The organism is Nonomuraea sp. NPDC003727 (assembly GCF_053586935.1).
In genome coordinates, this window is record NZ_JBSFNE010000010.1 from 162,216 (window position 1) to 187,926 (window position 25,711).

Below are 25,711 nucleotides of genomic sequence, written 5' to 3' on the forward strand. Positions count from 1 at the left end.
CTGGCGACCAAGGTCGCCGTCTGAGCACCTGGCCACCAAGGGCGCCGTGCAAGGCGCCTGACGACAAGGACGCGTGCAAGCCGCTTGACGGCCCGGCTCCGGCCGCCGTACGGTCATCTGGAAAGCGCTTTCCCTGAGGAGAGGTCACATGAGCGTGCGCACGATCAGTGTCGCGATGAACGGCGTCACCGGCCGGATGGGCTACCGCCAGCACCTGGTGCGGTCGGTCCTGGCCATCAACGAGCAGGGCGGCGTGACCCTCTCCGACGGCGGCAGGGTCGTGCTGCGGCCGATCCTGGTGGGCCGCAACGAGGCCAAGCTCGCCGACCTGGCCGCCCGGCACGGCATCGCCGACCACACCACCGACCTCGACGCCGCCCTCCGGGAGGCCGACGTCTACTTCGACGCCCAGGTCACGCAGGCCCGGGTCAAGTCGGTGCTGAAGGCGATCGAGGCGGGCAAGCACGTCTACGCCGAGAAGCCCACCGCCGAGTCCTACGCGGAGGCGGTGGCGCTCGCCGAGGCGGCCGCCGCCAAGGGCGTGAAGAACGGGGTCGTGCAGGACAAGCTGTTCCTGCCGGGCCTGCTCAAGCTGAAGCGGCTGATCGACGGCGGGTTCTTCGGCCGCATCCTGTCGGTGCGCGGCGAGTTCGGCTACTGGGTCTTCGAGGGCGACTGGCAGAGCGCCCAGCGGCCCTCCTGGAACTACCGCGCCCAGGACGGCGGCGGCATCATCCTGGACATGTTCCCGCACTGGAACTACGTGCTGGAGAACCTGTTCGGCACGGTCGAGTCGGTCTACGCCAGAGCGGCCACGCACATCCCGACCCGGGTGGACGAGCGGGGCGAGCCGTACGAGGCGACGGCCGACGACGCGGCCTACGCCGTCTTCGAGCTGGCCGGCGGCGTCATCGCGCAGATCAACTCCTCCTGGACGGTCCGCGTCAACCGCGACGAACTGGTGGAGTTCCAGGTGGACGGCACGCACGGCAGCGCCGTCGCGGGCCTGCGCAACTGCCGCGTCCAGAGCCGCGCCACCACCCCGAAGCCGGTCTGGAATCCCGACCTGCCCGTCACGGCGCGCTTCCGCGACGACTGGCAGGAGGTGCCCGACAACGCCGACTTCGACAACGGCTTCAAGATCCAGTGGGAGCTGTTCGTCCGGCACGTCGTGGAGGACGCGCCCTTCCCCTACGACTTCGCCTCCGGCGCCCGCGGCGTACGGCTGGCCGAGCTCGGGCTGCGCAGCTCGGCCGAGGGCCGCAGGATGGCGGTGGCGGAGCTGTGAGGATCGACCTGCCCGGCGGGAGCCACACGCTGAGCGATCCCGTCACCTGGCCGGCCGTCGACGGGCCCGCCACGAGCCGCGTCGTCTACGCGGCCGCCCACGTGGTCGCCGACCCGCTGGGCGACAACACTCCTGGCTCCCCCGCGGCGGTCGACTGGGAGGCCACGCTGCGCTTCCGGCACCACCTGTGGTCGCACGGCCTGCGCGTCGCCGACGCCATGGACACCGCCCAGCGCAACATGGGCCTGGACTGGGCGGCCACCCGGGAGCTGATCAGGCGCAGCGCCGCCGAGGCCGCCACCGTCGGGGACCCGGCCGAGCTGGTGGCCTGCGGCGCCGGCACCGACCACGCGCCCGCCGCGGCCACCCTGGACGAGGTCGTCGCCGCCTACACCGAACAGATCGAGACCGTCCAGGCCGCGGGCGCGCGCGTGATCGTGATGGCCTCGCGCCAGCTCGCCCGCCTCGCCACCGGGCCCGCCGACTACCACCGGGTGTACGGCAAGCTGTTCGGCGTGGCCGACCGGCCGGTGATCCTCCACTGGCTGGGCGAGATGTTCGACCCGCAGCTGGCCGGGTACTGGGGCGCGCGCGACGTCGCCGGGGCCACCGCGTCCTTCCTCGAGCTGGTCCACGCGCACGCCGCGATGGTCGACGGGGTCAAGGTGTCGCTGCTGGACGAGGCGCACGAGGTGGCGCTGCGCGCCGCGCTGCCGCCCGGCGTCAAGCTCTACACCGGCGACGACTTCAACTACCCGTCGCTGATCAGGACCGGTTCCCACGCGCTGCTGGGCATCTTCGACGCGATCGCGCCCGCGGCGGCCGCCGCGCTGCAGGTGCTCGACGCCGCCGAGGCCGCCTGCACCGACGAGGCCCGCGACCGGCTGCTGGCGCACTACGACGAGATCCTCGCCCCGACCGTCCCGCTGTCGCGCAAGATCTTCGAGACGCCGACGTACCACTACAAGACCGGCATCGTCTTCCTGGCCTGGCTCAACGGCCACCAGGACGCCTTCACCATGGTCAACGGCGCCCAGGCGGCCAGGTCGCTGCCGCACCTGTGCGAGGTGTTCAGGCTGGCCGACCGGGCGGGGCTGCTGGCCGACCAGGAGCTCGCCGTACGGCGGATGCGGGCCCTGCTGGCGGTGAACGGGCTGTGAAGCTCTCTCTCAACCAGTGGACCACCAGGCGGTGGACGGTGGCCGAGGCCGTCGACGGGTGCGTACGGCACGGCGTCGAGGCCATCGGGCTGTGGCGGCAGGAGGTGGCGGCGCAGGGGCTGGCCGAGACGGTCAAGCGGGTCACCGACGCCGGGCTCCGCGTCTCGTCGCTGTGCAGGGGCGGCTTCCTGACCAGCGGCTCGCCGGAATCCCTCGACGACAACCGGCGGGCCGTCGACGAGGCCGCCGAGCTGGGCGCGGCCTGCCTGGTGATGGTCGTCGGCGGCCTGCCCGGCGTCCCCGCCGGCCGGCCGCCCGCCGAGGGGTTCTCCCGGGACCTGGCGGGGGCGCGGCAGCGGGTGGCCGAGGCGCTGTCCGTGCTGGCCCCCTACGCGGGCGAGCGCGGGGTGCGGCTGGCGCTGGAGCCGCTGCACCCGATGTACTGCGCGGACCGGGCGGTGCTGTCCACGCTGGGCCAGGCGCTCGACCTGGCCGAGCCGTACCCGGTGGAGCAGGTGGGGGTGGTGGTCGACACCTTCCACGTGTGGTGGGACCCGGCGGTCTTCGAGCAGATCGCGCGGGCGGGGTCGCGGATCGCCTCCTACCAGGTGTGCGACTTCCTGCAGCCGTTGCCCGCCGACGTGCTGCTCGGCAGGGCGATGATGGGCGACGGGGTGATCGACTTCGCGCCGCTCACCCGGGCGGTGCGGGCGGCCGGCTACACGGGGGACGTGGAGGTGGAGATCTTCAACGCCGACGTCTGGGCGGCCGACCCCGACACGGTGGTGTCCACGATGAAGGAGCGCTTCGCCTCCGTCGTCCTCGCGCCCTGATCGACGGTGGGCACCCTCCCTGACCGGAGGCGGAGGTCCGCCGCGTCCGGGGAGACCGCGGACAGCGGGGATGCCGGAAACGCCCGGGAGCCTGGGGAGGCCGGGGTCAGTCGATCGAGATGACGCCCGCCGAGCCGTCCACGGTGATCGTCTGCCCGGTGACGATCCGGTGGGTGGCCTCGGCCACGCCCACCACCGCGGGGATCCCGTACTCCCTGGCCACGACCGCGCCGTGCGACATCGAGCCGCCCATCTCCATGACCAGCCCGCCCGCCGTCAGGAACAGCGGCGTCCACCCCGGGTCGGTGGAGGGGGCGACCAGGATCTCGCCGGGCTCCAGGTGCGCGCCGACCGGGTCGAGCACCACCCTGGCGGGCCCGGTGACCGTGCCGGCCGAGGCGGGGGTGCCGGTCAGCGCGCCCTCCTCGGCGACCGCCGGCACGGCAAGCGCCTCCGGCTCGGTGCCGTCGGACAGCAGCATCCTGGGCACGTGGCGGCGGCGCACCTCCTGCTCGTAGGCGGCCCGCCGCTCGGCCACCAGCGCGGCCCGTGACCCGCCGGCCAGCGCCTGGCGGACCTCGCGGAAGTCGAGGAAGTAGACGTCGTCGGCGGCCTCGAGCACGCCCTTGGCCACCAGTTCCTCCCCCACCACGCGCATGCTGCGCCGTACCGCGGCCAGGACCTCGACCATGTAGTACTTCGGCAGCTCGCGCAGGCCGCCGAACATCCTGGTCCGGCGCAGCCCGGCCGCCGCCAGCCGGCCCCGCAACCGGCCCTTGGCCGCCGCCATGGACACGATGGCGCGCACGGCGCGCTCGGCCTCCTCGGCTCCCCTGGCGAACATCTCGTCGGGCGCGAGGCCGCCGTCCTCGAGCCGGAGATAGTTGGCCAGCACGCCGAGGATGTGCGCCGGCTCGTCGGACCAGCGGGGCATGCCGAGGTCGATCTCGGCGACGCCGCGCTGGCCGTAGCGGGCCAGGAAGCGTTCGATCAGCCGTTGCGCCTTCAGCTCACCGCGCGCGAAGCGGGCCGCCAGCTCGCCGACCGGCAGGGTCCGGAACGGCGCGGCCGCCTCGGGATCGGCGCCGATGCCCGTGGCCAGCCGCCACAGCTCCAGGTCCATCTCGGTGGTCGGGTTGTGCGGCAGGCTGCGCAGGACGGCCTGCAGCTGGTCGCCCTTCGCGCCGGAGAGCCTGCCCGCCAGGCCGAACCCCGCGTAACCCAGGAGCGCCACCGGCATGATCGAGAAGATCATCGGGAACGTGCCGCGCAGGCAGCGCTCGGCGTGGTCGAGCCGCTGCTCGGCGGTGGCGCCGGGGTCGACGCGCAGGCGCGCCTCCAGCGCCTTGCCGAGCCGCCTGGTGTAGGCGAGCGCCGCCTCGGGCCTGGCCAGCGCCAGCGCCACCCGCCGGTGCGCGCCGACGCGCCTGGCCACCCGCAGCGCCGCACGGACGAACGGGAGCGGGGAGGTGGTGGTCACCGACAGCCGCGGATCCTCGGCGACCTGGGCGAAGACCACCCCCGCGCGGGCCTCGCCGAACGCCAGCGCCCTGGGCAGGACGGCCCGCCCCATCCTGCTGCGCACGGCGGCGGTGATGTCGAGGAACATCCGCTGTCCCGCTTCGGCCGCGATCGGCGCCCCGGCCAGCGGGTCGGCGGGCGGGAAGCCCGCCATGGCGGTGGCTCCCCCGCTGATCAGCCTGAACGCGGCCATGCCCATCGGCGTGAAGGGGCGCATCACGCCCTGCGCGACGTTGACGGAGAAGTAGACCCGCAGGCCCTGCCTGGTGGTGGCGGGCAGCGGGTACAGCGTGGTGATGGGCCTGGCCTGGGTGAGCCAGAGGGCGCCGGTGGCGTCGATCGCCCACTCGGTGTCCTGCGGCGCCCCGTAGTGGTCCTCCACCCTGCGCCCGAGCGCGGCCAGGTCGCGCACCTGCCGGTCGGTGAGACACGCCTCCCGCGTGCCGTCCAGGTCGGCGCGCTCGGTGCCGCCGCCGGGCAGCGGGCGGATCGACACCCGCTTGTCGCCGATCCCGCGCTCGGTGATCCGGCCGCCTGCCATGTCGACGACGAACCTGTCGGGGTTGACCGCGCCCGACACCACCGCCTCGCCCAGGCCGGGGGCCGCGTCGATGACCGCCTCGTGGCGGCGGCCCGTCACCGGGTTGGCCGTGAACATCACGCCGGCCACCTCGGCGGCGACCATCCGCTGCAGCACCACCGCGAGCCGGACGGCCGCGTGGTCGATCCCGTTGGCCGCCCGGTAGGCCACCGCCCGGTCCGTCCACAGCGAGGCCCAGCACCGGCGGACCGCGTCGCGCACCGCCTCGGGGCCCACGACGTTGAGGTAGGTGTCCTGCTGGCCGGCGAAGCTGGCGTACGGCAGGTCCTCGGCCGTCGCCGACGACCGCACGGCCACGGGCACCCGGTCGCCGAGGCGCGCGTAGGAGTCGTCGACCGCCTCGCGCACCTCCTCGGGAACCGGCGCCTCGAGGAGCAGCGCCCTGGCCCTGCCCGCCAGCTCGGCGAGCCGGGCGGCGTCGGCGGACTCGGTGGTGGCCAGCTCGGCGATGACGTCCTTCAGCGCGGTGCCCTCCGCGACCCGGTGGTAGGCCTCGGTGGTCAGGCAGCAGCCGGGCGGCACGGGGAGACCAGCGGCGGTCATCTCGCCCAGGTTGGCGGCCTTACCGCCGACCTGGGCCAGCATGCCCGCGTCGATGTCCGCGAACGGGAGGGCGAGTGGTTCGCGTGCGGTCTTCATCCGGTGTTCCCCTTGCGGTCGGCTGTACTTCTCATCCCTGTTTGCCAGCAGTGTGCATCGCGGAGAGCGGCGATGGAATGCCTTTCTGTGAAAAAATTCATCAAGTGATGAACTTCTCTCTCGGCCGGCTACCTGGGACGGCGAGCCAGAACGTTCCGGACGTCAGGCGGACCCGAGGTCTTCCGGGGTGTACGGCAGGCCGGCCCGAGGCGTTCTGGCGCGTACGTCAGGCGGACCCGAGGTCTTCCGGGAGGTACGGCAGGCCGGCCCGAGGCGTTCCAGGGAATACGTCAGGCGGGCTCGAGGAGGTACGGCAGACCGGCCGGCCCGAGGCGTTCCAGGGCGTACGGCAGGCGGGACCGGCCGCTGGGCACTGGGATCCCGGCAGCGTCGGACGACGCCAGCACGCGACCGGCCTGCGGATGGCGATGACTGGGCGGGCGACGACGAGCGATCGGCGGAGAGCAGCCGACCGGAGCAGCCGGCCCAGGCGCGGCCGACCGGGGCGGCTAACCGGGGCGCGGCCAACCGGGACACGGCCAACCGGGACACGGCCAACCAGGGCGCGGCCAACGGCAAGCGGGCTGGCGGGCGAGTGGCCGGAGAGGGGCGGCCGGCGGTGGGCGGTCGGCGGGTGCCGGATCCGGTGGCGGTGGGCGTCGGGGTCGGTCTTGCGCCGCGCACCGGACCCCTGGCGCGGCCGCCCTGAGGCGTTCGACGCGGTCCGGCGCCGGAGCGGTCGAGCCGACGGGAACCGCAGGCGTGAGGGAGCGCGGGAGGAGGCGAGGAACGGCCCGAGGGTCGAGGGGCCGCGAGTCGCGGACGGCTATGCATGGAGAACGGGACCGCAGGAGCGGCCGGGCCAGGGAAAGCGGCCGGGCCAGGGAAAGCAGGGGCCGAAGGAGACGGCCGGGCCCGCGGAAAGGAGTGGACAGGATGGGCGAGGGCCGACCGGGGCGATGGAGACGACGGGAGTCGCGGGCGGGAGACACGTCAGGGCAGCCCCGGTGGGAGATACGACAGGGCGGCCCCCGCTGGTGGGAGAACGCGACGAGGTGGCCCTGTGGGTGGAGACGCGACAGGGTGGCCCCGCCGGTGGGAGACGCGACAGGGCGGCCCCCGCCGGTGGGAGACGCGCCGGGGTGGCCCTGTGGGTGGGAGACACGACGTGGTGGCCCCCCGGTGGGAGATGCCTGGGAGCGAGGACGGACGGGGTCAGGGGAGGGGGTGGCCGTCGAGGTTCCAGGCGGGGTCGACGGGGATGCCGAGGCGCGACAGGACCGTCGGGGCGATGTCGACCAGGCGGGGGGCGCGCACCGGCCGCGTCGGGCGGTCGAGCTCGCACAGGACCACGAAGGTGGTGCGCTCCTCGTCGGAGACGCCGCCGTGCCCGCCGGAGTCGACGTGCCCGTGGTCGGTGGTGACGATCACGGTCCACCGTTCGCCCGGGTAGCTCGCGCGGCTCCTGACCGCGGCGAGCAGCCGGCCGAGGAAGGCGTCCTGCAGCAGCAGGGCGTCGGTGTACTCCTGGCACAGCGGCCCGAGGTCGTGGGCGACCTCGTCGGTGTCGCCGAAGTAGACGAAGGCCAGGTCGGGGTCCTGCGCCGCCAGGTGCCGGGCGGCCGCGTCGGCGACGCGGGCGTCGCAGGCGGCGAAGGTGTCGGCGTAGCCGTCGAGCGCGATCCGCACGTCGATGGCCTCGCCGAACGCGCCGTGCTCGGCGAGCGCGGCCCACGAGAAGATCGCGTAGGTGGACAGGTCGGGGCGGGCCGCCTTCGCCCGCGTGAGGAAGTCAGGATATTTCGTGAAGTTGGCGGCGGCGAAGCTGTTGTCCACCACGCCGTGCTTGTCGGGCCACACGCCCGTCGCGATCGACGACCAGCCGGGCCCGGAGTCCGTCCTGGCCGTGACGCCCGCCCGGCTGCCGGGCACCACCTCGCCCGGCGACCCGGTGCGCGGCGCGACGGCCTCGCCGTACGGGAGCAGGGCGGTGCCGTGGGTTCCCGCCGCCATCAGCCCGAGCAGCACCGGCGGCCTGGCGGCCGGCACGCGGTCGAACCTGAGCCCGTCCATCCCGACGACGAGCACCTTGGCCGTCGGCGTCACGCCGCGGCCGGGGCGGAGAAGCGGCGCACCCAGTCGGCCGCGCCGGGCAGGACGTCCTGCACCGGGGCGACCTGCGGGTACCAGGTGCGCTCCCACTCCAGCGAGACCCACCCGTCGTAGCCGTGCGCGCGTAGCAGCTCACCTGCCGCGTCGAGCGGCACCGCGCCCGACCACAGCGGGACGGGGGTGGTGTCGGTCGCGGACACGGCGTCCTTCACCTGGACGTAGGCCAGGTACGGCGCCAGCGCCCCGAGCGTCTCCTCAAGGGGTTCGCCGTGGCGCCAGGGATGCAGCAGGTCCCACAGCGCGACCGCGGCGTCGGGCCGTCCCGTGGCCGACAGCAGCGCGGCGACGGCGGCGCCCGTCGGCATCTTGTCGTGAGTCTCGACGAACACGCGCACGCCGAGCGCGGCGGCGGTGTCGGCGACGGCCCGCAGGCGGCGGGCGCCGACGGCGGGGTCGTCGCCGCGCGGGAAGACCCGCACGCCCGGCGCGCCCAGGTCGGCGGCGAGCCGGAGGTCGGCCAGCAGGTCGCCGACGACGGTGTCGTCGGCCGGCGCGGGATCGCAGATGCCGACATATCCCGCCAGGGCGGCGATGGACAGGCCCGCGTCGGCGATCTTCTCGCGCGCCGCGGCACGATCGGCGGGGGGCAGCCCCGCGTGCACGCCCGTGTCGGGGTGCAGCCGCAGCTCCAGCCCGTGACAGCCGCCCGCGGCGGCGACCGCGATCGCCGACTCCAGGCCCTCTCCCGGCATTCCCAGCGTGCTGACCGCCAGCTTCACTCGTGCCTCCGTACGCTCTGTCTGAGAACCACCTCGCCGGCGACCCGCTCCACGCGGGTCCGCTCGCCGGCCTCCAGCGCCAGGGTCAGCGCCTTCGCCCCCATGTCGGCCAGCGGCAGCCGTACCGTGGTCAGGGCGGGGACGTGGTCGCGAAGGGTCGTGATGTCGTCGAACCCGGCCACCGACACGTCGTCGGGCACCCGGATCCCGCGCTCGCGGTAGGAGGCGAGCGCGCCGACCGCCATCACGTCGTTGACGGCGAACACGCACGTGGCGTCGCCGGTCTCGCGCGCGGCCGCGTGGCCGCCGTCGCGGTCGAAGGCGCCGTGGATCACCAGGGGCGCGGGCAGACCGAGGGCGGCCAGTGCGTCGGTGAAGCCCGCGCACCTGTCGGCGGCCGTCAGCAGCCCGGCGGGCCCGGCCAGGACGGCGAAGCGGCTGTGGCCGAGCGCCGCCAGCGAACGGGCCAGGTCGGCGGCGCCCTCCCGGTTGGCGGGCGCGACGGTGTCGACCTCGAGCAGGTCCTGGCCGACGCAGGCCACCCTGCCGCCGCCGGCACGGTAGCGGGCGACCTCCTCGCGCAGCCGCCGGGTGACATGGGGGTCGTCGACCCGCGAGCCGGCCAGCAGCACCGCCCGCACCCGCTGGGCGTTCAGCGAGGCGACGTAGGCGATCTCCTGTTCCGGGTCGCGGTGCGTGGCGCCGACCATGACCAGCAGTCCCTGGTCGGCGGCCACCCGCATGGCGCCGTCGGCCAGCGCGGCGAAGTAGGGGTCGGTGAGGTCGTGCACGACGATGCCGATGACGTTGCTCGCGCCGCGCGCCAGCGTCTGGGCCGCCAGGTTGGGGCGGTAGCCCAGCTCGACCGCGGCCCGCTCGACCTTCGCGCGCAGGGAGACGCCGACCTGGCGGGTGCTGCCGTTCAGCACGCGCGAGGCGGTGGCGAGGGAGACGCCCGCCTGCTTGGCGACGTCCTCGAGCGTGACCATGACCCCTCCCGGAAAGCGATTTCCAGTCTGTCAGACCGGCGGCCTTCGCGCGATGGTACGGCAACGACGCCGCGGCCGCCCTCCCCGGGGAAGGCGGCCGCGGTCGAGGGGTCCTAGCCGAACAGCCAGTCCAGGAGCCCCCCGGAACGCCTGTCGTCCGAGGGCGGCTGCTGGACGGGCGCGGGCGCCTCCGTGGCGGGAGCGGGCGCCTCGGTGCCGGTCGCCGGCGGGGCCTGGGTGGTCGGCTCGGCGGTCGGCTCGGTGGCAGGCTCGTTCTTGTTCGTCCGCTCCTTGACGGTCTCGTCGTTGAGCGTGCGGACCGGCCTGGAGCTGGGCTTGGTGGTGGGGGTGCCGAGACGGGTGGCCGTGGGCCTGGGCGTCTGGGGCGCCTTGCTCTGCCGTACGCGCGTGGGCGGCTCGGGGGTGGCGCTGACCGTCGCGGACGACTCGGGCGTCTGCGAGGGGTCGGTGACCGGCTCGACGGCGGGCTCGCTCGACGCCGGCTCCTCGACCGGCGACACGGTGACGGCGGGGGCCACCGAGCGGCTGGAGGCGCAGGACCCGCCCGCGCAGGCCTCGCCGCCGGAGCCGATCAGCATCCAGCCGCCGGCCGCGCCGACCACCACGACGGCCGCGGCCCCCGCCAGCAGGAGCCTGGTGCGCCTGCGCACCTCCCGCTCGGGCGCGTCGCCGTCCTCAGTCCAGCCGGAGCCGAGGAAGCCACGGGGGGACGACTCGCCCGCGGAGTCGAAGCCCTGGTCGAGGGGGAGGTACTGGGCCTCGGTCTCGGGCACCTCCATCGCGACCACGGGGGGCGCGTCCAGGACGGTCACCAGGGGCACCTCATCCGCCTCCACGGCGGGAGCGGGGGCGGAGGCGGGTGCGGGGGCGGTGGCCGGCGCAGCGGCAGGCGCGGGAGCGGGGGGCTTGTCCTCCGCGACGACGGCGGGCTGCTCGTCGGTGTCAGCCGACTCGGGGGTCCAGCGGTCCGACAGCACGTCACCGGTCAAGTCAGGGCTGTCGTTCTCGTCGCGCGCCACGGTGGAACCTCTCTAGTGCTTACGTGATCGCGCACCTTCCTAACAGAAGCCGCCACAGTTTGTCTGGATATTTCACAAGAACCAGCGATCCAGTGCTCCACGCAGGGTCTCGTCCCCCGCCTCCGAGGTCCACGCGACGTACCCGTCCGGGCGGACGAGCAGGGCCTGGAAGGGGCTGTCGGCCTTCCCGCTGACCACCCGCGCGCGGGTCCCGACGGCACGAACGAGGTCGCTCCGGCCGTCGAGGTCGAGGAACAGCGGGCGGGCCGCCCGCAGCAGCTCGACAAGGGTGACCTGGCCGCGGTCAGTGGTGATGGTCAGGTCGGGGGCCATCCAGCCGGCGCCGGGCACGCCGACGTCGTAGACGGTGTCCACGCCGCTGATCATGCCGCTGAGGTAGGCGTTGACCTCGTCGAAGCGCATCAGCTCGGCGAACAGCTCCCGCAGCGGGTCCATCCGCGGATCGGGATCGGCCAGCGCGTTCTGCGCCCTGACGTTCCACAGCACCCTGGCCGCCACGGGGTGCCGCTCGGAGTGGTAGGTGTCGAGCAGACCGTCCGGCGCCCTGCCCTTCACCTGCATGGCCAGCTTCCAGCCCAGGTTGACGGCGTCCTCCAGGCCGGTGTTGAGCCCCTGCCCGCCCCACGGGAAGTGCACGTGGGCGGCGTCGCCCGCCAGCAGCACCCGGCCGCTGCGGTAGGCCCGCGCCTGCAGCGCCGCGTCGCCGTACCTGGTCAGGCTGCGCGGGTCGGACATCGGGATCGGGAAGCCCGCGATGTACTCGGCCACCTCCTGAAGCTCCTCCAGGGTGACGGGCGCCTCCCTGTCGGCGTGCGGTCCCCGGAAGTCGTAGGTGGTGATCCGGCCGCCGGGCCAGACGATGAGCCAGCCGCGAGGGGTCCTGTGGTAGCCGCCCGGCAGGCCGGGCGGGAGCCGTACCTCGCCCATGAGGGCGGCCACGCGCGCCCCCGTGCCGTCGAACGGGATGCCCGCGGCCTTGCGGACGGCGCTGCGGGCGCCGTCGGCGCCGACCACGTAGCGGGCCGTCACGCCGTTGGACAGCAGCACGTGGTCGTCGCGCTGGTCCAGCCCGGTGACCTCCTGCCCGCGCATGATCGTCGCGCCGAGCGCCTGCGCCCGCTCGGCGAAGACGTGCTCGGCCCAGGCCTGCGGGCTGCCGACGATGGACGGGCCGCCATCGGTGACCGCGCCCAGGTCGAGGCCGAACATCCCGGAGAAGTGGAACCTGACGCTCCCCCAAGTCGGGTGGCCGACCGCGGTCAGCAGCCCCCGCCGGTCGAGGCTCTGCGCGGTGCGGGCGTGCAGGGTGCCCGCCTTGGACTCGGTGAGCGGTACGGCACGCCGCTCGACCACCACGACGTCGACCTCCTGGAGGGCGAGCTCGGCGGCGAGCAGCATGCCGACGGGTCCGCCCCCGACGACAGCTACATCGAACATGTGGCGACCTTTCGGTAGGGACTGGACGGTGAACACCGGCGAGGGCGCGGAGGTTGCGCCTGGCAGTCCATTCATATGTCCGGGATCAACGAACAGTACGAGATGTTCGTACAGTAGTCCGACCACGTCAAGTTCGACAGTTTCGTACACTGGTCCGATGGTGGCGCTTCATCCCACGCGGGAGCAGATCCAGCTCATCGAGGTCATGGCCGCGCTCGGCCACCCCGTGCGGGCCCAGATCGTCCGCAGGCTCTGGGAGCGGGGGGCGGACGAGGAGATGTTCTGCGGGTCCGTCCTGTCCGACGTGCCCAAGTCCACGCTCACCCACCACTGGCGGGTGCTGCGCGAGGCGGGAGTGATCTGCCAGCGGCCGGAGGGCCGCAAGCTGTTCATCACGCTGCGCCGCGCCGACCTGGACGCCCGCTTCCCCGGCCTTCTCGACCTGGTGGCCCAGGAATCCGGCGCGATGTGAGCGAACCGGGAGCCATCGCCGACGAAGATGGCCCCATGGTCACCCCCCTTCCCGACCCCGCCGCGGGGTCCCTTCCCGGCGCCACCGCGCTCGCCGGCCTGCGCGGCCGCGCCAGGTCGGCGCGCCGCTCCGCCCTGGTCGCACTCACCGTGGCGATCTCCGCGCTGGCCACCACGCAGCTGCTGGCCGAGCGGGCGCCGACGAGGGAGGGCACCAGGCCGCTGGCCTGGCTGGCGCTGGCGGCCTTCGCGCTGGCCGTCCCCGTGCTCGCGGCGACGCAGGCGGTCTGGGCGGCACGGGCCCGGCGGGTGCGGCGGCGCGAGCACGCCCTCTACGGACGCCCTTCGGCCGGTCCGCGCCAGTCGGCCGGCCGGCTCGCCGTGGCCGGTGGCTGGGCGGTGACGCTGCTGCTCGGCGTCACGGTGCCGCGGCTGTTCCAGGAGTCGGCGCTGTACGGCCTGGCCGACTCGCTGGCCGGGGCGCTGGAGGTCGCGGCGCCCGCCTGCCTGGCGGCGGGCGTCTGCTTCGCGCTGTGGTGGACGCGTGAGGCGCTGGCCGGCCGTACCGGGTCTCCGCACGACCCGTGGGATCCCGGTCAGGCGAGAGCGGGCAGACCGGCCGCGTGGGCGGGCGCCACGGTGACGACGGCGGCGCTGGTCGCGGCGCGGGCCCACCTGTGGGAACCGGCCGGCTGGCTGGTGTGCGCGCTGATGGCGGCGGCCCTCGTCTCAGTTGTAGTTACTCGCGAGTAGCATGGTGGGCCGAACCAGTCCTGCAACGAGGAGCGAATCCGTGCCTTCCTCTCGTGACGTCGTTTTCGTCGACGGCGTTCGCACGCCGTTCGGCAAGTCGGGGCCGAAGGGCCTGTACGCGGAGACCCGAGCCGACGACCTGGTCGTCCGCGTCATCCGCGAGCTGATGAGGCGCAATCCGGCGCTGCCGCCCGAGCGGGTGGACGAGGTCGCGGTCGCGGCCACCACCCAGATCGGCGACCAGGGCCTGACCATCGGGCGTTCGGCCGCGGTGCTGGCGGGGCTGCCCAAGACCGTGCCCGGCTACGCCATCGACCGCATGTGCGCGGGCGCGATGACCGCGGTGACCACCGTCGCGGGCGGCATCGCCTTCGGCGCCTACGACGTGGCCATCGCCGGCGGCGTCGAGCACATGGGCCGCCACCCGATGGGCGAGGGCGTCGACCCCAACCCCAGGTTCCTGTCGGAGAAGCTGGTCGACGGCAGCGCGCTGGTCATGGGCATGACCGCCGAGAACCTGCACGACCGCTACCCCACCATCACCAAGGAGCGGGCCGACTCCTACGCCGCGCTCTCGCAGGAGAAGGTCGCCAAGGCCTACGCCGACGGCAAGATCCAGCCCGACCTGGTGCCCACGGCCGTCAGGACCGCCGAGAAGGGCTGGGGGCTGGCGGTAACCGATGAGGCGCCGCGACCGGGCACGACCGTCGAGGGCCTGGCGGGGCTGAAGACCCCCTTCCGCGCGCACGGCCGCGTCACCGCGGGCAACTCCTCCGGCATCAACGACGGCGCGACCGGCTGCATCGTGGCCGCCGCCGACGTGGCCGCCGAGCTCGGTCTCGCTCCGAAGATGCGCCTGGTCTCCTACGCCTTCGCCGGCGTCGACCCCGAGGTCATGGGCGTGGGCCCGATCCCGTCGACCGAGCGGGCGCTGCGCCTGGCCGGCCTGTCCATCGAGGACATCGGCCTGTTCGAGATCAACGAGGCGTTCGCCGTCCAGGTGCTGGCCTTCCTGGAGCACTTCGGCATCGCCGACGACGACCCCAGGGTCAACCCGTACGGCGGGGCGATCGCCTTCGGCCACCCGCTGGCCTCCTCGGGCGTCCGGCTGATGACGCAGCTGGCCCGCCAGTTCGGCGAGCGGCCCGACGTTCGGTACGGCATCACCACCATGTGCGTCGGCATGGGCATGGGCGGCACGGTCATTTGGGAGAACCTGGCATGAGCGACCTGTTCAAGGACGAGGTAGTCACCAAGGCGCTGGTGCGCGACGTCGAGCTGCCGCACGGCGCGGGCACGATGGCGCTGATCACCCTGGACAACGGGTTCGACCACACCAAGCCGAACACCTTCGGCCCCGGCGGGCTGACCCTGCTGAACGAGGCCGTCGACGCCATCGCGGCCCGGAGCGACCTGGCGGCCGTCGGCGTCACGGGCAAGCCGTTCATCTTCGCCGTCGGCGCCGACCTCAAGGGCGCGGCCCTGGTGCGCACCCGCGAGGAGGCGCTGGAGATCGGCAGGCTCGGCCACGACGTCTTCCGCCGCCTCGGCGAGCTGGACGTCCCCTCCTTCGCGTTCGTCAACGGCGCGGCCATGGGCGGCGGCCTGGAGATCGCGCTGCACTGCACCTACCGGACGATCTCCTCGGGCGTGCCCGCCGTGGCGCTGCCGGAGTGCTTCCTCGGCCTGGTGCCGGGGTGGGGCGGCACGCAGCTGCTGCCCCGCCTCGTCGGCCCGGCCAAGGCGATCAAGCTGATCATCGAGAACCCGCTGTCGCAGAACCGCATGATCAAGGGTGGCGACGCGTTCGCGCTCGGGGTCGCCGACGCCATGTTCGAGCCGGCCGACTTCCTGGAGGAGTCGCTGCGCTGGGCCGCCCAGGTGCTGACCGGCGCGGTCACGGTCGAGCGGCCCGCGATCGAGGAGGACTGGGACAAGGCCGTGGCTGATGCCCGCTTCCTGGTCGACATGAAGCTGCGCGGCGCGGCGCCGGCCCCCTACCGGGCGCTCGATCTCATCGCCGCGGCCAAGGACGCCACCCGCGACGCCGGCTTCGCCGCCGAGGACGAGGCGCTGGCCGACCTGCTCATGGGCGACGAGCTGCGCGCCGGGCTCTACGCATTCGACCTGGTGCAGCGCCGGGCCAAGCGGCCGGCGGGCGCGCCCGACAAGGCGCTGGCCCGCAAGGTCACCAAGGTCGGCGTGGTCGGCGCGGGCCTGATGGCCTCGCAGATGGCGCTGCTGTTCGCCCGCCGGCTCGAGGTGCCGGTCGTGCTGACCGACCTGGACCAGGCGCGCCTGGACAAGGGCGTCGGCTACGTGCACGCCGAGGTGGACAAGCTCCTGTCCAAGGGCCGGGTCAGCCAGGACCAGGCCAACCGGCTCAAGGCCCTGGTCACCGGCTCGCTGACCAAGGACGCCTTCGCCGACGCCGACTTCGTCATCGAGGCCGTCTTCGAGGACATGGGCGTCAAGAAGAAGGTCTTCGCCGAGGTCGAGGAGCACGTCTCGGCCGAGTGCGTGCTGGCCACCAACACCTCCTCGCTGTCGCTCAGCGAGATGGGCGCCGAGCTGAGGCACCCGGAGCGGCTGGTCGGCTTCCACTTCTTCAACCCGGTCGCCGTGATGCCGCTGCTGGAGATCATCAAGGGCGCCTCGACCGACGACGCGACGCTGGCGACGGCGTTCACGGTGGCCAGGTCGCTGAAGAAGTCGGCGGTGCTGGTCAAGGACGCGCCCGCGTTCGTGGTCAACCGGCTGCTCACCAGGTTCATGGGCGAGGTCTTCGCCGCCGTCGACGAGGGCACGCCGCTCGAGGTGGCCGAGCACGCGCTCGACGACCTGGGCCTGCCGATGACGCCGTTCGCGCTGCTGCAGCTCGTCGGCCCGGCCGTCGGCCACCACGTGTCGGAGACCCTGCACGCGGCCTTCCCGTCGCGCTTCGGCGTGTCCGACAACATGGCCAAGCTGGTCGCCTCGGGCAAGCCGGGCGTCTACGCCGCCGACTTCTCGCTCGACCCGGAGGTCGTGGCCATGTTCGCGGGCGGCACGTCGCCCTCGACGGCCGAGCAGGTCCGCGAGCGGGTGCTGCGGGCGCTGGCCGAGGAGATCCGCATCATGCTCGACGAGGGCGTGGTGGCCGCCGCGCAGGATATCGACCTGTGCATGATCCTCGGCGCGGGCTGGCCCTTCCACCTCGGCGGCGTCACGCCGTACCTGGACAGGGCGGGCGTGTCGGCCCCGCGCTTCCTCGAGCCTGGGGTGGCCTCGGTTCCGGCCTGATGAAGGCGGCGGGCGGGGCCGTCTTCACGCTCTGACGCGCCGCCGCCTGACCACGACGAGGGTGAGGCCCGCCGCGGCGGCCACGCCCAGCCCGAGCCAGTACGGCCACGGCCCGCCGGCCGGGACCGGGCCGGGTTCAGCGCCCGGACGGCCGCCCTGGCCGGTGGCCGGACCGGGAGTGGCAGCGGCGGCGGGAGCTGAAGCGGCGGGCAGCGCCGCCGCGGCGGGTGTGGCCGGCGCGCCCTGCCTGACGAAGCCCGGAGGGCGCACCGCGCCCCACGGGTCCTTGCCGCCGTTCATGGACAGGTAGCCGGCGATCATGCGCTTGAGCTCGGGGTCGATCGGCCTGACCGCCAGGGGGCCGGGCACCGTGAGCGTGCCGACGTCGTAGGGCGCGAACCAGCCCTGGATCGCCTCGACCCGCCAGTGGCCCGCGGGCAGGGCGATCGCGGCGGCGTAGTGGCCCTTCTCCTTCAGCGGCACGCCGGTGAACTCCAGGCTCCTGGCACCGCTGGTGAACTTCAGGCCCACCGTGCCGAGCTTCCTGGCCACCTCGTAGGGGTGGGTGCCGTGCTGCAGCATCCAGAAGCCGACGGTGTAGGTGGCGTCCGGGGAGAAGGTCGCGGGGACAGGGTCGAGGTAGGTGGCGGCCCAGCCGCCCGCCCGCGCGGGGGCCGCGGTGGCCAGGGCGGGCAGCAGGAGGGCCAGGACCAGCACGATGCGTCTCATGCTCCCGATACACCGCCCCGCCCCTCGGGGTTCCCGCCCGCGCCCGGCCGGCCCCACCGGTGTGCTCCGGTGGCGGGTCCGGCCAGGCGCGGGCCAGGCTGTCAGGGGGCGCAGGTGAACGCGGCCGAGGCCCAGTCGGCGTGGTCGGCCCCGTTGCCGTCACCCGCGTCGCCCACGACCAGGTCGACGTAGGTGGCACCCTTGATGTCGGCCGCGATCTCCAGCGGTTGCGCCGCCCCCGTCAGGGTGGGCGACCGGTAGACCTCCTTCCCGTCGGCCAGCACCGCGAAGGTGACCGACCCGGCCTGCACCTCGTCGTCCACGCCCACCGTGGCGGTGAACGCCGAGCACGCGCCGCCCGTGTGGTAGGAGACCCTGGAGGGGGCGTGCGCCCCGAGCCCCTTGGCGTGGACGGTACCGCCGAGCGTGATCGGCCGGCCGTCGCCGGCGCCGCTCTCGCCGTTGCTGCGGTCCTTCTCCACCGGCCCCCAGCCGTTGTCGGCCGACAGCCAGGTCACCTCCGACGCCCACGCCTGGCCCTTGGGCGGGTCGGGCAGCTTCGTGGTCGCCACCGTGGCGGCGAAGACGTGGACGGCGGCGTTGTCGGGCAGCGTGACCGCGACGATCTTCTTGGCCGGGTTCACCCTGACCTGGTTGTAGAAGACGCGGTAGTCGACGGTCGGGAACTGGTTCGCGCCCGCGGGCAGGTTCTTGCCCTTGTGCGAGAAGGCGGGCTTGGAGCCGTGCGAGCCCGGGTCGACGCAGCACCAGTTGGCGAAGCCGAGCGTGCCGGTGTCGCTGGTGCCGTCGTCGTAGTGGACGGTCAGCGGGCCCCTGGCCTGCGTGCTGGTGCCGGTGCCGAGGAAGGCCAGGGTGTTGCCCTGCCCCTGCAGCGCGATCGTCTGGGCGGCCGCCGCCACGTTGTCGGGCTGCCCCGGCCGGATGGAGGGCCAGGTGAACGGCACGCCCTGCACGGTCAGCGACGCGCCGGGGGTGACGCCCGTCGCGGCCAGGCGCTGGTAGGAGAAGCTGCCGCCGCCCCCGTCGATGTTGCCCTTGCCAGGGTCGGCGTCGTCGGTGACGCCGATGTTGGCGAAGGCGGCCGCGAGCGAGGCGTGCGGCACCTTGGCCGCGGTCGCCGCCGTGGCGGTGTGGCGCTCCTGGTGCGCCCGGTAGGCGGCGGTGACGGTGAGGGTGACCGTACCGGCCCTGGCGTCGGCGGGGACGGCGACGGCGACGGTCTTGTCCACGCGCCGGCCGTCGGCGACGCTTCCCGCCGGGACGGGAGCCGGCGCGCTCCAGCCCTCGGGCACGCGGACGCCGAGCTCGACGTCGCGGATCGTGCCGCCGGTGGTGTTGGTGACGGAGACGGGCACCTCGACCGTCGCGCCGGGGGTCAGCATGGCGGGCAGCTCGGCGGCGACGGCGACGTCGGTGTCGCCGGGGTGCCTGCCGCCGAGCACGGTGGCACCGGTCAGCCTGAGCTCCGCGCTCCCGGCGGTGGACAGGGCCGGGACGCGCGCCCTGACGGTGGCGCCGTCGGCGTACCAGCCGCTCTCGCCGGCCGCGTACCGCTCGGCGGTGATCTCGGGCAGCTTCTGCTTGCCGTAGCGCACCTGGTGGGGTGCGCCGCCAAGGTGCACGACCAGCTCGTACGGCCGGGCGGCGGGCTTGCCGGCGTACTCGCCCTCGAGCGCGCCGATCCCCACGGTGATCACGCCCGAGCCGTCCCGCGGCGCCTTGACGGTGAAGGTCTGGGTGGCCGACTGGCCGGTGGCGAACGCGCGGGTCCTGCCGTCGTCGGCGTACATGGCGAAGGTCGACTCGCCGCTCGGGTAGAGGTCCAGCGTCAGCGGGTCGGCCGGCCGGTGCTCGGCGTGGTTGTTGACGCCCTCGCGGTACATGGGAACGATCGCGCCGGCCCGGACGAACAGCGGCAGCCGGTCCAGCGGCGCGCTGTAGCCGCCGAGCGTCTTGGGGCCGTTGTGCACCTCGCCGCTCCAGTAGTCGACCCAGCGGCCCTCGGGCAGGTAGATGCCGGTGCGGACGTCCCCCGCGGTGTGGACGGGCGCGACCAGGAAGTCCCTGCCCGCCAGGAACTCGTCCTTGACCTGCCAGGCGGTCTCGTCGCGCGGATACTCCATCACCAGCGCCCGGTTGACGGGGACGCCGGTGCGGTGCGCCTCGGCGGCGTGGGTGTACAGGTAGGGCAGCAGCCGTTCGCGCAGCTTGAGGTACTTGCGGTTGATGGAGGTGTACGGCTCGCCGCGCGTCCACGGCTGCTTGTCATGGGAGGCCCAGCCCGACATCGACATCAGCACCGGCGTGAACGCCTTCCACTGCAGGTCACGCACGTACGACTCGCCGCTGCCGCCGAAGATGCCGTCGATGTCGCCCGCCGTGAACGGCATGCCGGAAAGGCCGGCGCCGGTGATGGCCGGGACCTGCCAGCGGATGGCGTCGAGCGTGCCGTAGTGGTCGCCGGTCCACTGCACGGCGCAGCGCTGCGAACCCGCCCAACCCTCGACCATCCAGACGAAGCGGCGGGCGTCGGAGTACCTCTCGATGCCGCCGGCGGCTTCCTCGCATCCGGTCAGCGCGTGCCGGTAGCCCGCGCCGACCCAGGCGACGTCCAGCTTGCGGACCCGCACGCCCGCGTCCCTGACCTCGGACTCCTGGTTGGTCAGCGCGCGCTCGGTCCACAGGCCCAGTTCGACGCCGCGCTGGCGCAGCAGCCGGCCCGCCTCCGGCAGGTCGGTGTACTCGCAGCCGTAGCCGTCGTTGACCAGCATCCAGCCGCGCGGCATGTCGTTGTCGACGTAGCCCTGCGCGACCGTGGCGGCGCTGGGTGTCGTCCACTTCTTCGGGTTCTTGCCGCCGGTGTAGGTCGGGCTGGAGTGGTTGTAGCAGTCGGCGTCGCCCATCTCCAGGCCGTAGATCGGCGGCATCAGCGGCCGTCCGGTCAGCTCGGTGTAGCGGTCGAGCGGCGTCTTCAGGTCGTACGGCCGGCCGACGAAGTAGTAGGCGTCGAAGCGCTGCTCCTTGTGGGTGGCGACCAGCGGCTGCTTGAAGGCGTAGCTGCCGGGCGCGAAGGTGTCGCGCAGCACGCCGTACCCGGCGGTGCTGACGTAGTACGGCACCGCGTTGGGGTAGCCCTCGTCGTCCCAGTCGTGGTTGGCGGCGACGTTGACGATCTGGCCGGTGTGGTTGAGGCGGCCGTTCTGCATGCCGCCGCCGAAGAACTGCTCCTTGGCGACGGGGGCGAGGGTCTGCCGGGTGCCGGCGGCGTCCCAGGACAGCGGGGCGCTCTCGGCGAGCACCTGGCTGCCGTCGGCGCGGAAGACGCTGACCAGCGCCGGGCTCTTGCCGATCTTGACGGTCAGCGCGCCCGTGCTGATCTCGTAGCGGTCGGCGAGCTCCTTCCATGTGGAGGGCACCGCCGGGTAGTCGGTCTTGACGACGATCTTCGCGCCCTGGCCGGTGTTGGCGGGGTCGGTGAAGGTGCCGTCAGGGGCGAGTTCGAGGCGGAAGACGTCGTCCCGCTGGAAGGTGACGCGGAGCCTGGCGGCGCCCGCCTGCGCGGTGTAGACGCCGTTGTCGGCGGCGAGCGCGGTGATCGGTTCGAGGGTGTCGGCGTGCGCCGTGGCGGGTGTCGCCACCACGCCGAGGGTGACGAGCGCGGCGGTCGCTAACCAGCACGTGATGCTGCGCATGGGCATGAGCCTCCGGGGGGTCTGCGCAATTCTGCGCACACCGTAAGCTCCTTATGCAGCTTTCTACAAGATGCTCATGCGTGCGGACCCGCGCGCCCGGCGGGGACGCGCGCCCGGCCGTCCCGGGGGTTACCGGGGTGCGCCGCTGCGGGAGCGGGCGACCATGCTGTGGCGGTAGCTGTACAGGAAGTAGATCACCGCACCGATGATCAGCCAGGCGAAGAACCGCAGCCACGTCTCCACCGGCAGGTTCAGCATCAGGTAGAAGCAGGCCAGCACGGACAGGATCGGCAGCAGCGGCACCATCGGCGCGCGGAAGGCACGGTGCAGGTCCGGCCGGGTCCGCCGCAGGATGATCACTCCCACCGACACCACGACGAAGGCGAACAGGGTGCCGATGTTGACCAGTTCGGCCAGCGCGCTCAGCGAGATCAGCCCCGCCAGCACCATGGTGACGAAGCCGACGATGACGGTGATGCGCGCGGGCGTGCCGTACTTCGGGTGGACCTTGGACAGCACACGCGGCAGCAGCCCGTCGCGGCACATGGCGAACAGCACCCGGGTCTGGCCGAGCATGAGGATCATGACCACGGTGGTGAGGCCCGCGATGGCGCCGATGCTGATCAGGCCGGCGATCCACGGCTGGCCGACCGCGCGGAAGGCGTCGGCCAGCGGGGCGTCCACGCTGAGCCGGCTGTAGGGCTGCATGCCGACCACGACGAGGGAGACGGCGACGTAGAGGAAGGTGCAGATGGCCAGCGAGCCGATGATGCCGCGCGGCAGGTCGCGCTGCGGGTTGACGGTCTCCTCCGCGGCCGTGGCCACGATGTCGAAGCCGATGAAGGCGAAGAAGACGATCGCGGCGGCGGAGAAGATGCCGATCACGCCGTAGGCGACGGGCGTGATGCCGAACAGCACCTGGATCAGCGGCGCGCCGAGCCCCTGGACGGCCGGGCTGGACTTGGGGGCCGGGATGAACGGCGTGTAGTTCTGGGCGGTGACGTAGAACAGGCCGGCGACGATCACCAGCAGGATGACCGCCACCTTGATGATCACGATCACGAGGTTCACCCGGGACGACAGCTTGATGCCCAGCACCAGGATCACGGTCAGGAGCGCGACGATCGCCATGGCCGGATAGTTGACCTCGAGGCCGAACACCGTGAGCGTGGGGAGATGCACGCCGACGGTGTTCAGCAGCGAGGTGAAGTAGCCTGACCAGCCGACCGCCACCACCGCCCCGGCCAGCGCCATCTCGAGCATCAGGTCCCAGCCGATGATCCAGGCGGGGAACTCGCCCAGCGTGGCGAAGGAGAAGGTGTAGGCCGAGCCCGCGACGGGGATCGTCGAGGCGAACTCGGCGTAGCACAGTGCGGCCAGGGCGCACACGACGCCCGCGACCACGAACGACAGTGCGACGGCCGGGCCCGCCGTGTCCCTCGCCACCTGTCCGGTCAGCACGAAGATGCCGGTGCCGACGATCACGCCGATGCCGAAGACGGTCAGATCGACGGCCGACAAACGCTTCTTGAGCTGGTGCTCGGGTTCCTCGGTGTCTCTGATCGACTGTTCGACACTCTTGGTGCGGAAGATCTCCATTTTGTGAGTTTTCCCACACGACCGGTGACCATTCGCAGGTCAGCGACCCCGGTCCCGCGCCACGGTCGTTTTCCCCGATGAGCGGGGCCCGACGGGACCCGGCCGGAAGGGCGGCGGCCCCTCCTCCGAGTGGCCGGACGACCTCCGGGTCGGCCCGGGGTCGGGCCCCGATGGGTGCCGGCCGGCCCGCCGCCAGGCTGGGGGCATGTTCGGGGACCTGCTCGACGCGCTCGCCGCCCAGGATCTGCTCCTGGTGTGGCCCCTCATGCTGACCTTCCTCACCCTGGACGCCTCCGTCGGCGTCGGCCTCGTCGTCCCCGGCGACGCGCTGCTCATCGTCGCGGGCACGACCGCCGACACACCGGCCGAGGCCGCCGCGCTCGTCGCGGCCGGCGTGCTGGCCTGCGTGACGGGCGCCTCCGGCGGCCACTGGACGGGCAGGACGTTCGGTTCCCGCCTGCGCCACGGTCGCCTGGGCCGCCGGGTGGGCGAGGAACGCTGGCAGCGCGCCGAGGAGCTGTTCGAGCGCAGCGGGTGGGCGCTGGCCCTGGCCTACTTCCTGCCGGTGGTGCACGCGCTCACCCCGGCGGTGGCCGGGGCGCTCGGCGTGCCGTACCGGAGGTTCATGCCGTGGGCGCTGATCGGCGGCACCGCGTGGGTGAGCGCCTACGTGACGGTCGGCGCGCTCGCGGGCGGGGTCGTCCGCGAGCACGCCGAACTGCTGCTGCCGGTGGCGGCCGTGGCGGCGCTCGTCATCGTGACGCTGTCCGCCGTGGTGCGCCGGACGGTCACTGCTGGGCGGGCTGCCGCTCCAGAGCCGAGCCGCGCTTCGCGACCGCCTCGGTGATGTCGCGGGCGAGGTCCTGGCCGGTCAGGCCCGCGTAGCCGAGGATCTTGGGCCGCTTGGCGTGGTCGAGGAAGCGCTGCGGGATGCCGAACGTGCGCACCGGCACGTCGACGTCGTTGTCGCGCAGCAGCCGGGCGACCGCGTCGCCGACGCCGCCGACCCTGCCGTTGTCCTCGACGACCGCCACGAGCTTGTGCGCGGCGGCGGCCAGCACCAGCGCCTCGTCGAGCGGCTTGACCCAGCGCGGGTCGACGACGGTGGCGGAGATGCCCTGCGCGTCGAGGAGCACGGCGGCCTCCAGCGCGGCGTGGGCCATGGGGCCGACGGCGACCAGGAGCACGTCGGGCTCGCCCGCGCGCAGCACGTCCATCTCGCCGAGCTTTCCGATCGCCTCGACGGTCTCGGCGACGGGCCCCTTGGGGAAGCGCAGCACGGTCGGCGCGTCGTCGACGGCGACGGCCTCGCGCAGCAGCTCGGTCAGCCGCTCGCCGTCGCGCGGCACCGCGATCCGCAGCTCGGGCACGACCTGCAGGATCGACAGGTCCCACATGCCGTTGTGGCTGGCGCCGTCGTCACCGGTGACGCCCGCCCGGTCGAGGACGACGGTGACGGGCAGCTTGTGCAGGGCGACGTCCATCAGCAGCTGGTCGAAGGCCCGGTTGAGGAAGGTGGCGTAGACGGCGACGACGGGGTGCAGCCCGCCGAGCGCGAGCCCGGCCGCGCTGGTCAGCGCGTGCTGCTCGGCGATGCCGACGTCGTAGGTGCGGTCGGGGAAGGCGTCGGCGAAGGCGTTGAGCCCGGTCGGGTGCAGCATGGCCGCGGTGATGGCGACCAGGTCGTCGCGCTCCTTGCCGAGCTCGACCAGCTCCTCGCTGAACACGTTGGTCCAGATGCGGCCCTTGGGCTTCTCCACGCCGGTGTCCCTGTCGAAGGCGCCGGGCGAGTGGAACTGGTCCTCGTCGTGGTTCTCGGCGGGCGCGTAGCCGCGGCCCTTCTGGGTGAGGACGTGGACGATGACGGGGCCGCCGAAGCCGCGCGCCTTGCGCAGGGCCTCCTCCACGGCCTGCTCGTCATGGCCGTCGATGGGGCCGACGTACTTCAGGCCGAGGTCCTCGAACATCACCTGCGGCGCCAGGACGTCCTTGACGCCCTTCTTGATGCCGTGGAGGGCGTCGTAGACGACGGGCACGTTGCCGATCTTGTTCTTGACGAACTCGAGCAGGTCCTCGTAGCGGCGGTCGACCCTGAGCTTGGCCAGGTGCGTGGCCAGGCCGCCGATGGTCGGCGAGTAGGAGCGCCCGTTGTCGTTGACCACGATCACGCACGGCAGGTCCTTGACGGCCGCGATGTTGTTGAGCGCCTCCCATGCCATGCCGCCGGTCAGCGCGCCGTCGCCGATGACCGCGACCGCCACCCGCTCGCGCTCGCCGCGCAGCTTGAACGCCTTGGCCAGGCCGTCGGCGTAGGACAGCGCGGTCGAGGCGTGGGAGTTCTCCACGAAGTCGTGCGGGGACTCGGCCTGGCTCGGGTAGCCGGACAGCCCGCCCTCTTGCTTGAGCGCGTCGAAGCCGCCCGCCCGGCCGGTGAGCATCTTGTGCACGTAGGACTGGTGGCCGGTGTCCCAGATGATCGGATCACTCGGCGAGTCGAACACCCGGTGAAGCGCGATGGTCAACTCGACGACGCCCAGGTTGGGGCCGAGGTGCCCGCCGTTCCTCGCGCAGGACTCGACGAGGAGGTCGCGAACCTCCTGGGCGAGCCGCGGCAACTCCTCCACCGCAAGCCGTTTGACGTCGTGCGGTCCCTTGATCGAGGCCAGCAGCCCGCTCACGGAATCATCCCCTCATCCACTCGCCAACGGATCGAAGTCTAGTTCGTGAAGCAGAAGATGACTCCA

18 protein-coding genes are annotated in these 25,711 nt (G+C 73.2%); 8 read left to right on the forward strand and 10 right to left on the reverse strand.

The window, feature by feature from the left end; genetic code table 11:
- Positions 1 to 148 precede the first annotated feature (148 nt).
- Genes ACWDLG_RS25845 through ACWDLG_RS25855 form a run of 3 tightly spaced genes read left to right on the forward strand, consistent with a single transcriptional unit; the run spans position 149 to position 3,281 of the window.
- Positions 149 to 1,288, forward strand: coding sequence for a Gfo/Idh/MocA family protein (locus tag ACWDLG_RS25845; RefSeq protein WP_449924310.1), 1,140 nt, complete (start codon positions 149 to 151; stop codon positions 1,286 to 1,288).
- On the forward strand, positions 1,285 to 2,448 hold the full coding sequence (locus tag ACWDLG_RS25850) for a dihydrodipicolinate synthase family protein (RefSeq protein ID WP_449924313.1): 1,164 nt from the start codon (positions 1,285 to 1,287) through the stop codon (positions 2,446 to 2,448). Before ACWDLG_RS25845 ends, ACWDLG_RS25850 begins: the two co-directional genes overlap by 4 nt.
- Entirely contained in the window at positions 2,445 to 3,281 is an 837-nt protein-coding gene (locus ACWDLG_RS25855; RefSeq protein WP_354904379.1) for a sugar phosphate isomerase/epimerase family protein, read from the forward strand. Before ACWDLG_RS25850 ends, ACWDLG_RS25855 begins: the two co-directional genes overlap by 4 nt.
- 106 nt (positions 3,282 to 3,387) lie before the next feature.
- Here ACWDLG_RS25855 and ACWDLG_RS25860 read toward each other — a convergent pair whose 3' ends face one another.
- The 6 genes from ACWDLG_RS25860 to ACWDLG_RS25885 form a co-directional block, all read right to left on the reverse strand.
- Positions 3,388 to 6,042, reverse strand: a complete 2,655-nt coding sequence (locus tag ACWDLG_RS25860; RefSeq protein WP_449924316.1) for a PEP/pyruvate-binding domain-containing protein — start codon at positions 6,040 to 6,042, stop codon at positions 3,388 to 3,390.
- 1,215 nt (positions 6,043 to 7,257) lie between these two features.
- Entirely contained in the window at positions 7,258 to 8,148 is an 891-nt protein-coding gene (locus ACWDLG_RS25865; protein ID WP_449924319.1) for an alkaline phosphatase family protein, read from the reverse strand.
- The gene (locus ACWDLG_RS25870) at positions 8,145 to 8,933 is read right to left on the reverse strand and encodes a sugar phosphate isomerase/epimerase family protein (RefSeq protein WP_449924322.1); all 789 of its coding nucleotides are present in this window, start codon (positions 8,931 to 8,933) and stop codon (positions 8,145 to 8,147) included. Before ACWDLG_RS25870 ends, ACWDLG_RS25865 begins: the two co-directional genes overlap by 4 nt.
- The gene (locus ACWDLG_RS25875; protein WP_449924325.1) at positions 8,930 to 9,922 is read right to left on the reverse strand and encodes a LacI family DNA-binding transcriptional regulator; all 993 of its coding nucleotides are present in this window, start codon (positions 9,920 to 9,922) and stop codon (positions 8,930 to 8,932) included. The genes ACWDLG_RS25870 and ACWDLG_RS25875 overlap by 4 nt, the downstream gene beginning before the upstream one ends.
- A gap of 113 nt (positions 9,923 to 10,035) precedes the next feature.
- A complete protein-coding gene (locus tag ACWDLG_RS25880) occupies positions 10,036 to 10,962 on the reverse strand; it encodes a hypothetical protein (RefSeq protein ID WP_449924328.1) in 927 nt (308 codons plus the stop codon).
- 72 nt (positions 10,963 to 11,034) lie between these two features.
- Entirely contained in the window at positions 11,035 to 12,420 is a 1,386-nt protein-coding gene (locus ACWDLG_RS25885) for an FAD-dependent monooxygenase (RefSeq protein ID WP_449924331.1), read from the reverse strand.
- Positions 12,421 to 12,577: 157 nt separating this feature from the next.
- Here ACWDLG_RS25885 and ACWDLG_RS25890 point away from each other — a divergent pair, with 157 nt between their 5' ends.
- Genes ACWDLG_RS25890 through ACWDLG_RS25905 form a run of 4 tightly spaced genes read left to right on the forward strand, consistent with a single transcriptional unit; the run spans position 12,578 to position 16,926 of the window.
- Positions 12,578 to 12,892 (forward strand): ArsR/SmtB family transcription factor, encoded by a 315-nt coding sequence (locus ACWDLG_RS25890; protein ID WP_354904395.1) that lies wholly within the window; start codon positions 12,578 to 12,580, stop codon positions 12,890 to 12,892.
- A gap of 35 nt (positions 12,893 to 12,927) precedes the next feature.
- Positions 12,928 to 13,644 carry a hypothetical protein gene (locus ACWDLG_RS25895; protein WP_449924335.1) on the forward strand — a complete coding sequence of 239 codons (717 nt, stop codon included), beginning with the start codon at positions 12,928 to 12,930 and terminating at the stop codon, positions 13,642 to 13,644.
- Position 13,645: 1 nt separating this feature from the next.
- The gene (locus ACWDLG_RS25900; protein WP_449924338.1) at positions 13,646 to 14,869 is read left to right on the forward strand and encodes a thiolase family protein; all 1,224 of its coding nucleotides are present in this window, start codon (positions 13,646 to 13,648) and stop codon (positions 14,867 to 14,869) included.
- On the forward strand, positions 14,866 to 16,926 hold the full coding sequence (locus ACWDLG_RS25905; RefSeq protein WP_449924340.1) for a 3-hydroxyacyl-CoA dehydrogenase NAD-binding domain-containing protein: 2,061 nt from the start codon (positions 14,866 to 14,868) through the stop codon (positions 16,924 to 16,926). The genes ACWDLG_RS25900 and ACWDLG_RS25905 overlap by 4 nt, the downstream gene beginning before the upstream one ends.
- 24 nt (positions 16,927 to 16,950) lie before the next feature.
- Here the strand turns inward: ACWDLG_RS25905 and ACWDLG_RS25910 are convergent, their stop codons facing one another.
- The 3 genes from ACWDLG_RS25910 to ACWDLG_RS25920 all read right to left on the reverse strand — a co-directional run bounded on the left by ACWDLG_RS25910 (position 16,951) and on the right by ACWDLG_RS25920 (position 22,967).
- The gene (locus tag ACWDLG_RS25910) at positions 16,951 to 17,655 is read right to left on the reverse strand and encodes a hypothetical protein (protein WP_449924343.1); all 705 of its coding nucleotides are present in this window, start codon (positions 17,653 to 17,655) and stop codon (positions 16,951 to 16,953) included.
- A gap of 101 nt (positions 17,656 to 17,756) precedes the next feature.
- Positions 17,757 to 21,368 carry an NPCBM/NEW2 domain-containing protein gene (locus tag ACWDLG_RS25915; RefSeq protein WP_449924346.1) on the reverse strand — a complete coding sequence of 1,204 codons (3,612 nt, stop codon included), beginning with the start codon at positions 21,366 to 21,368 and terminating at the stop codon, positions 17,757 to 17,759.
- A gap of 129 nt (positions 21,369 to 21,497) precedes the next feature.
- Complete coding sequence (locus ACWDLG_RS25920) at positions 21,498 to 22,967, reverse strand: amino acid permease (protein WP_449924349.1); 1,470 nt, start codon at positions 22,965 to 22,967, stop codon at positions 21,498 to 21,500.
- 205 nt (positions 22,968 to 23,172) lie between these two features.
- Between ACWDLG_RS25920 and ACWDLG_RS25925 the strand changes: the two genes are divergently transcribed.
- Complete coding sequence (locus tag ACWDLG_RS25925; protein ID WP_449924351.1) at positions 23,173 to 23,814, forward strand: DedA family protein; 642 nt, start codon at positions 23,173 to 23,175, stop codon at positions 23,812 to 23,814.
- Here the strand turns inward: ACWDLG_RS25925 and dxs are convergent.
- A complete protein-coding gene (gene dxs, locus ACWDLG_RS25930; RefSeq protein WP_449924354.1) occupies positions 23,756 to 25,645 on the reverse strand; it encodes a 1-deoxy-D-xylulose-5-phosphate synthase in 1,890 nt (629 codons plus the stop codon). The two genes, ACWDLG_RS25925 and dxs, sit on opposite strands and share 59 nt — an antisense overlap.
- Positions 25,646 to 25,711: the final 66 nt, after the last annotated feature.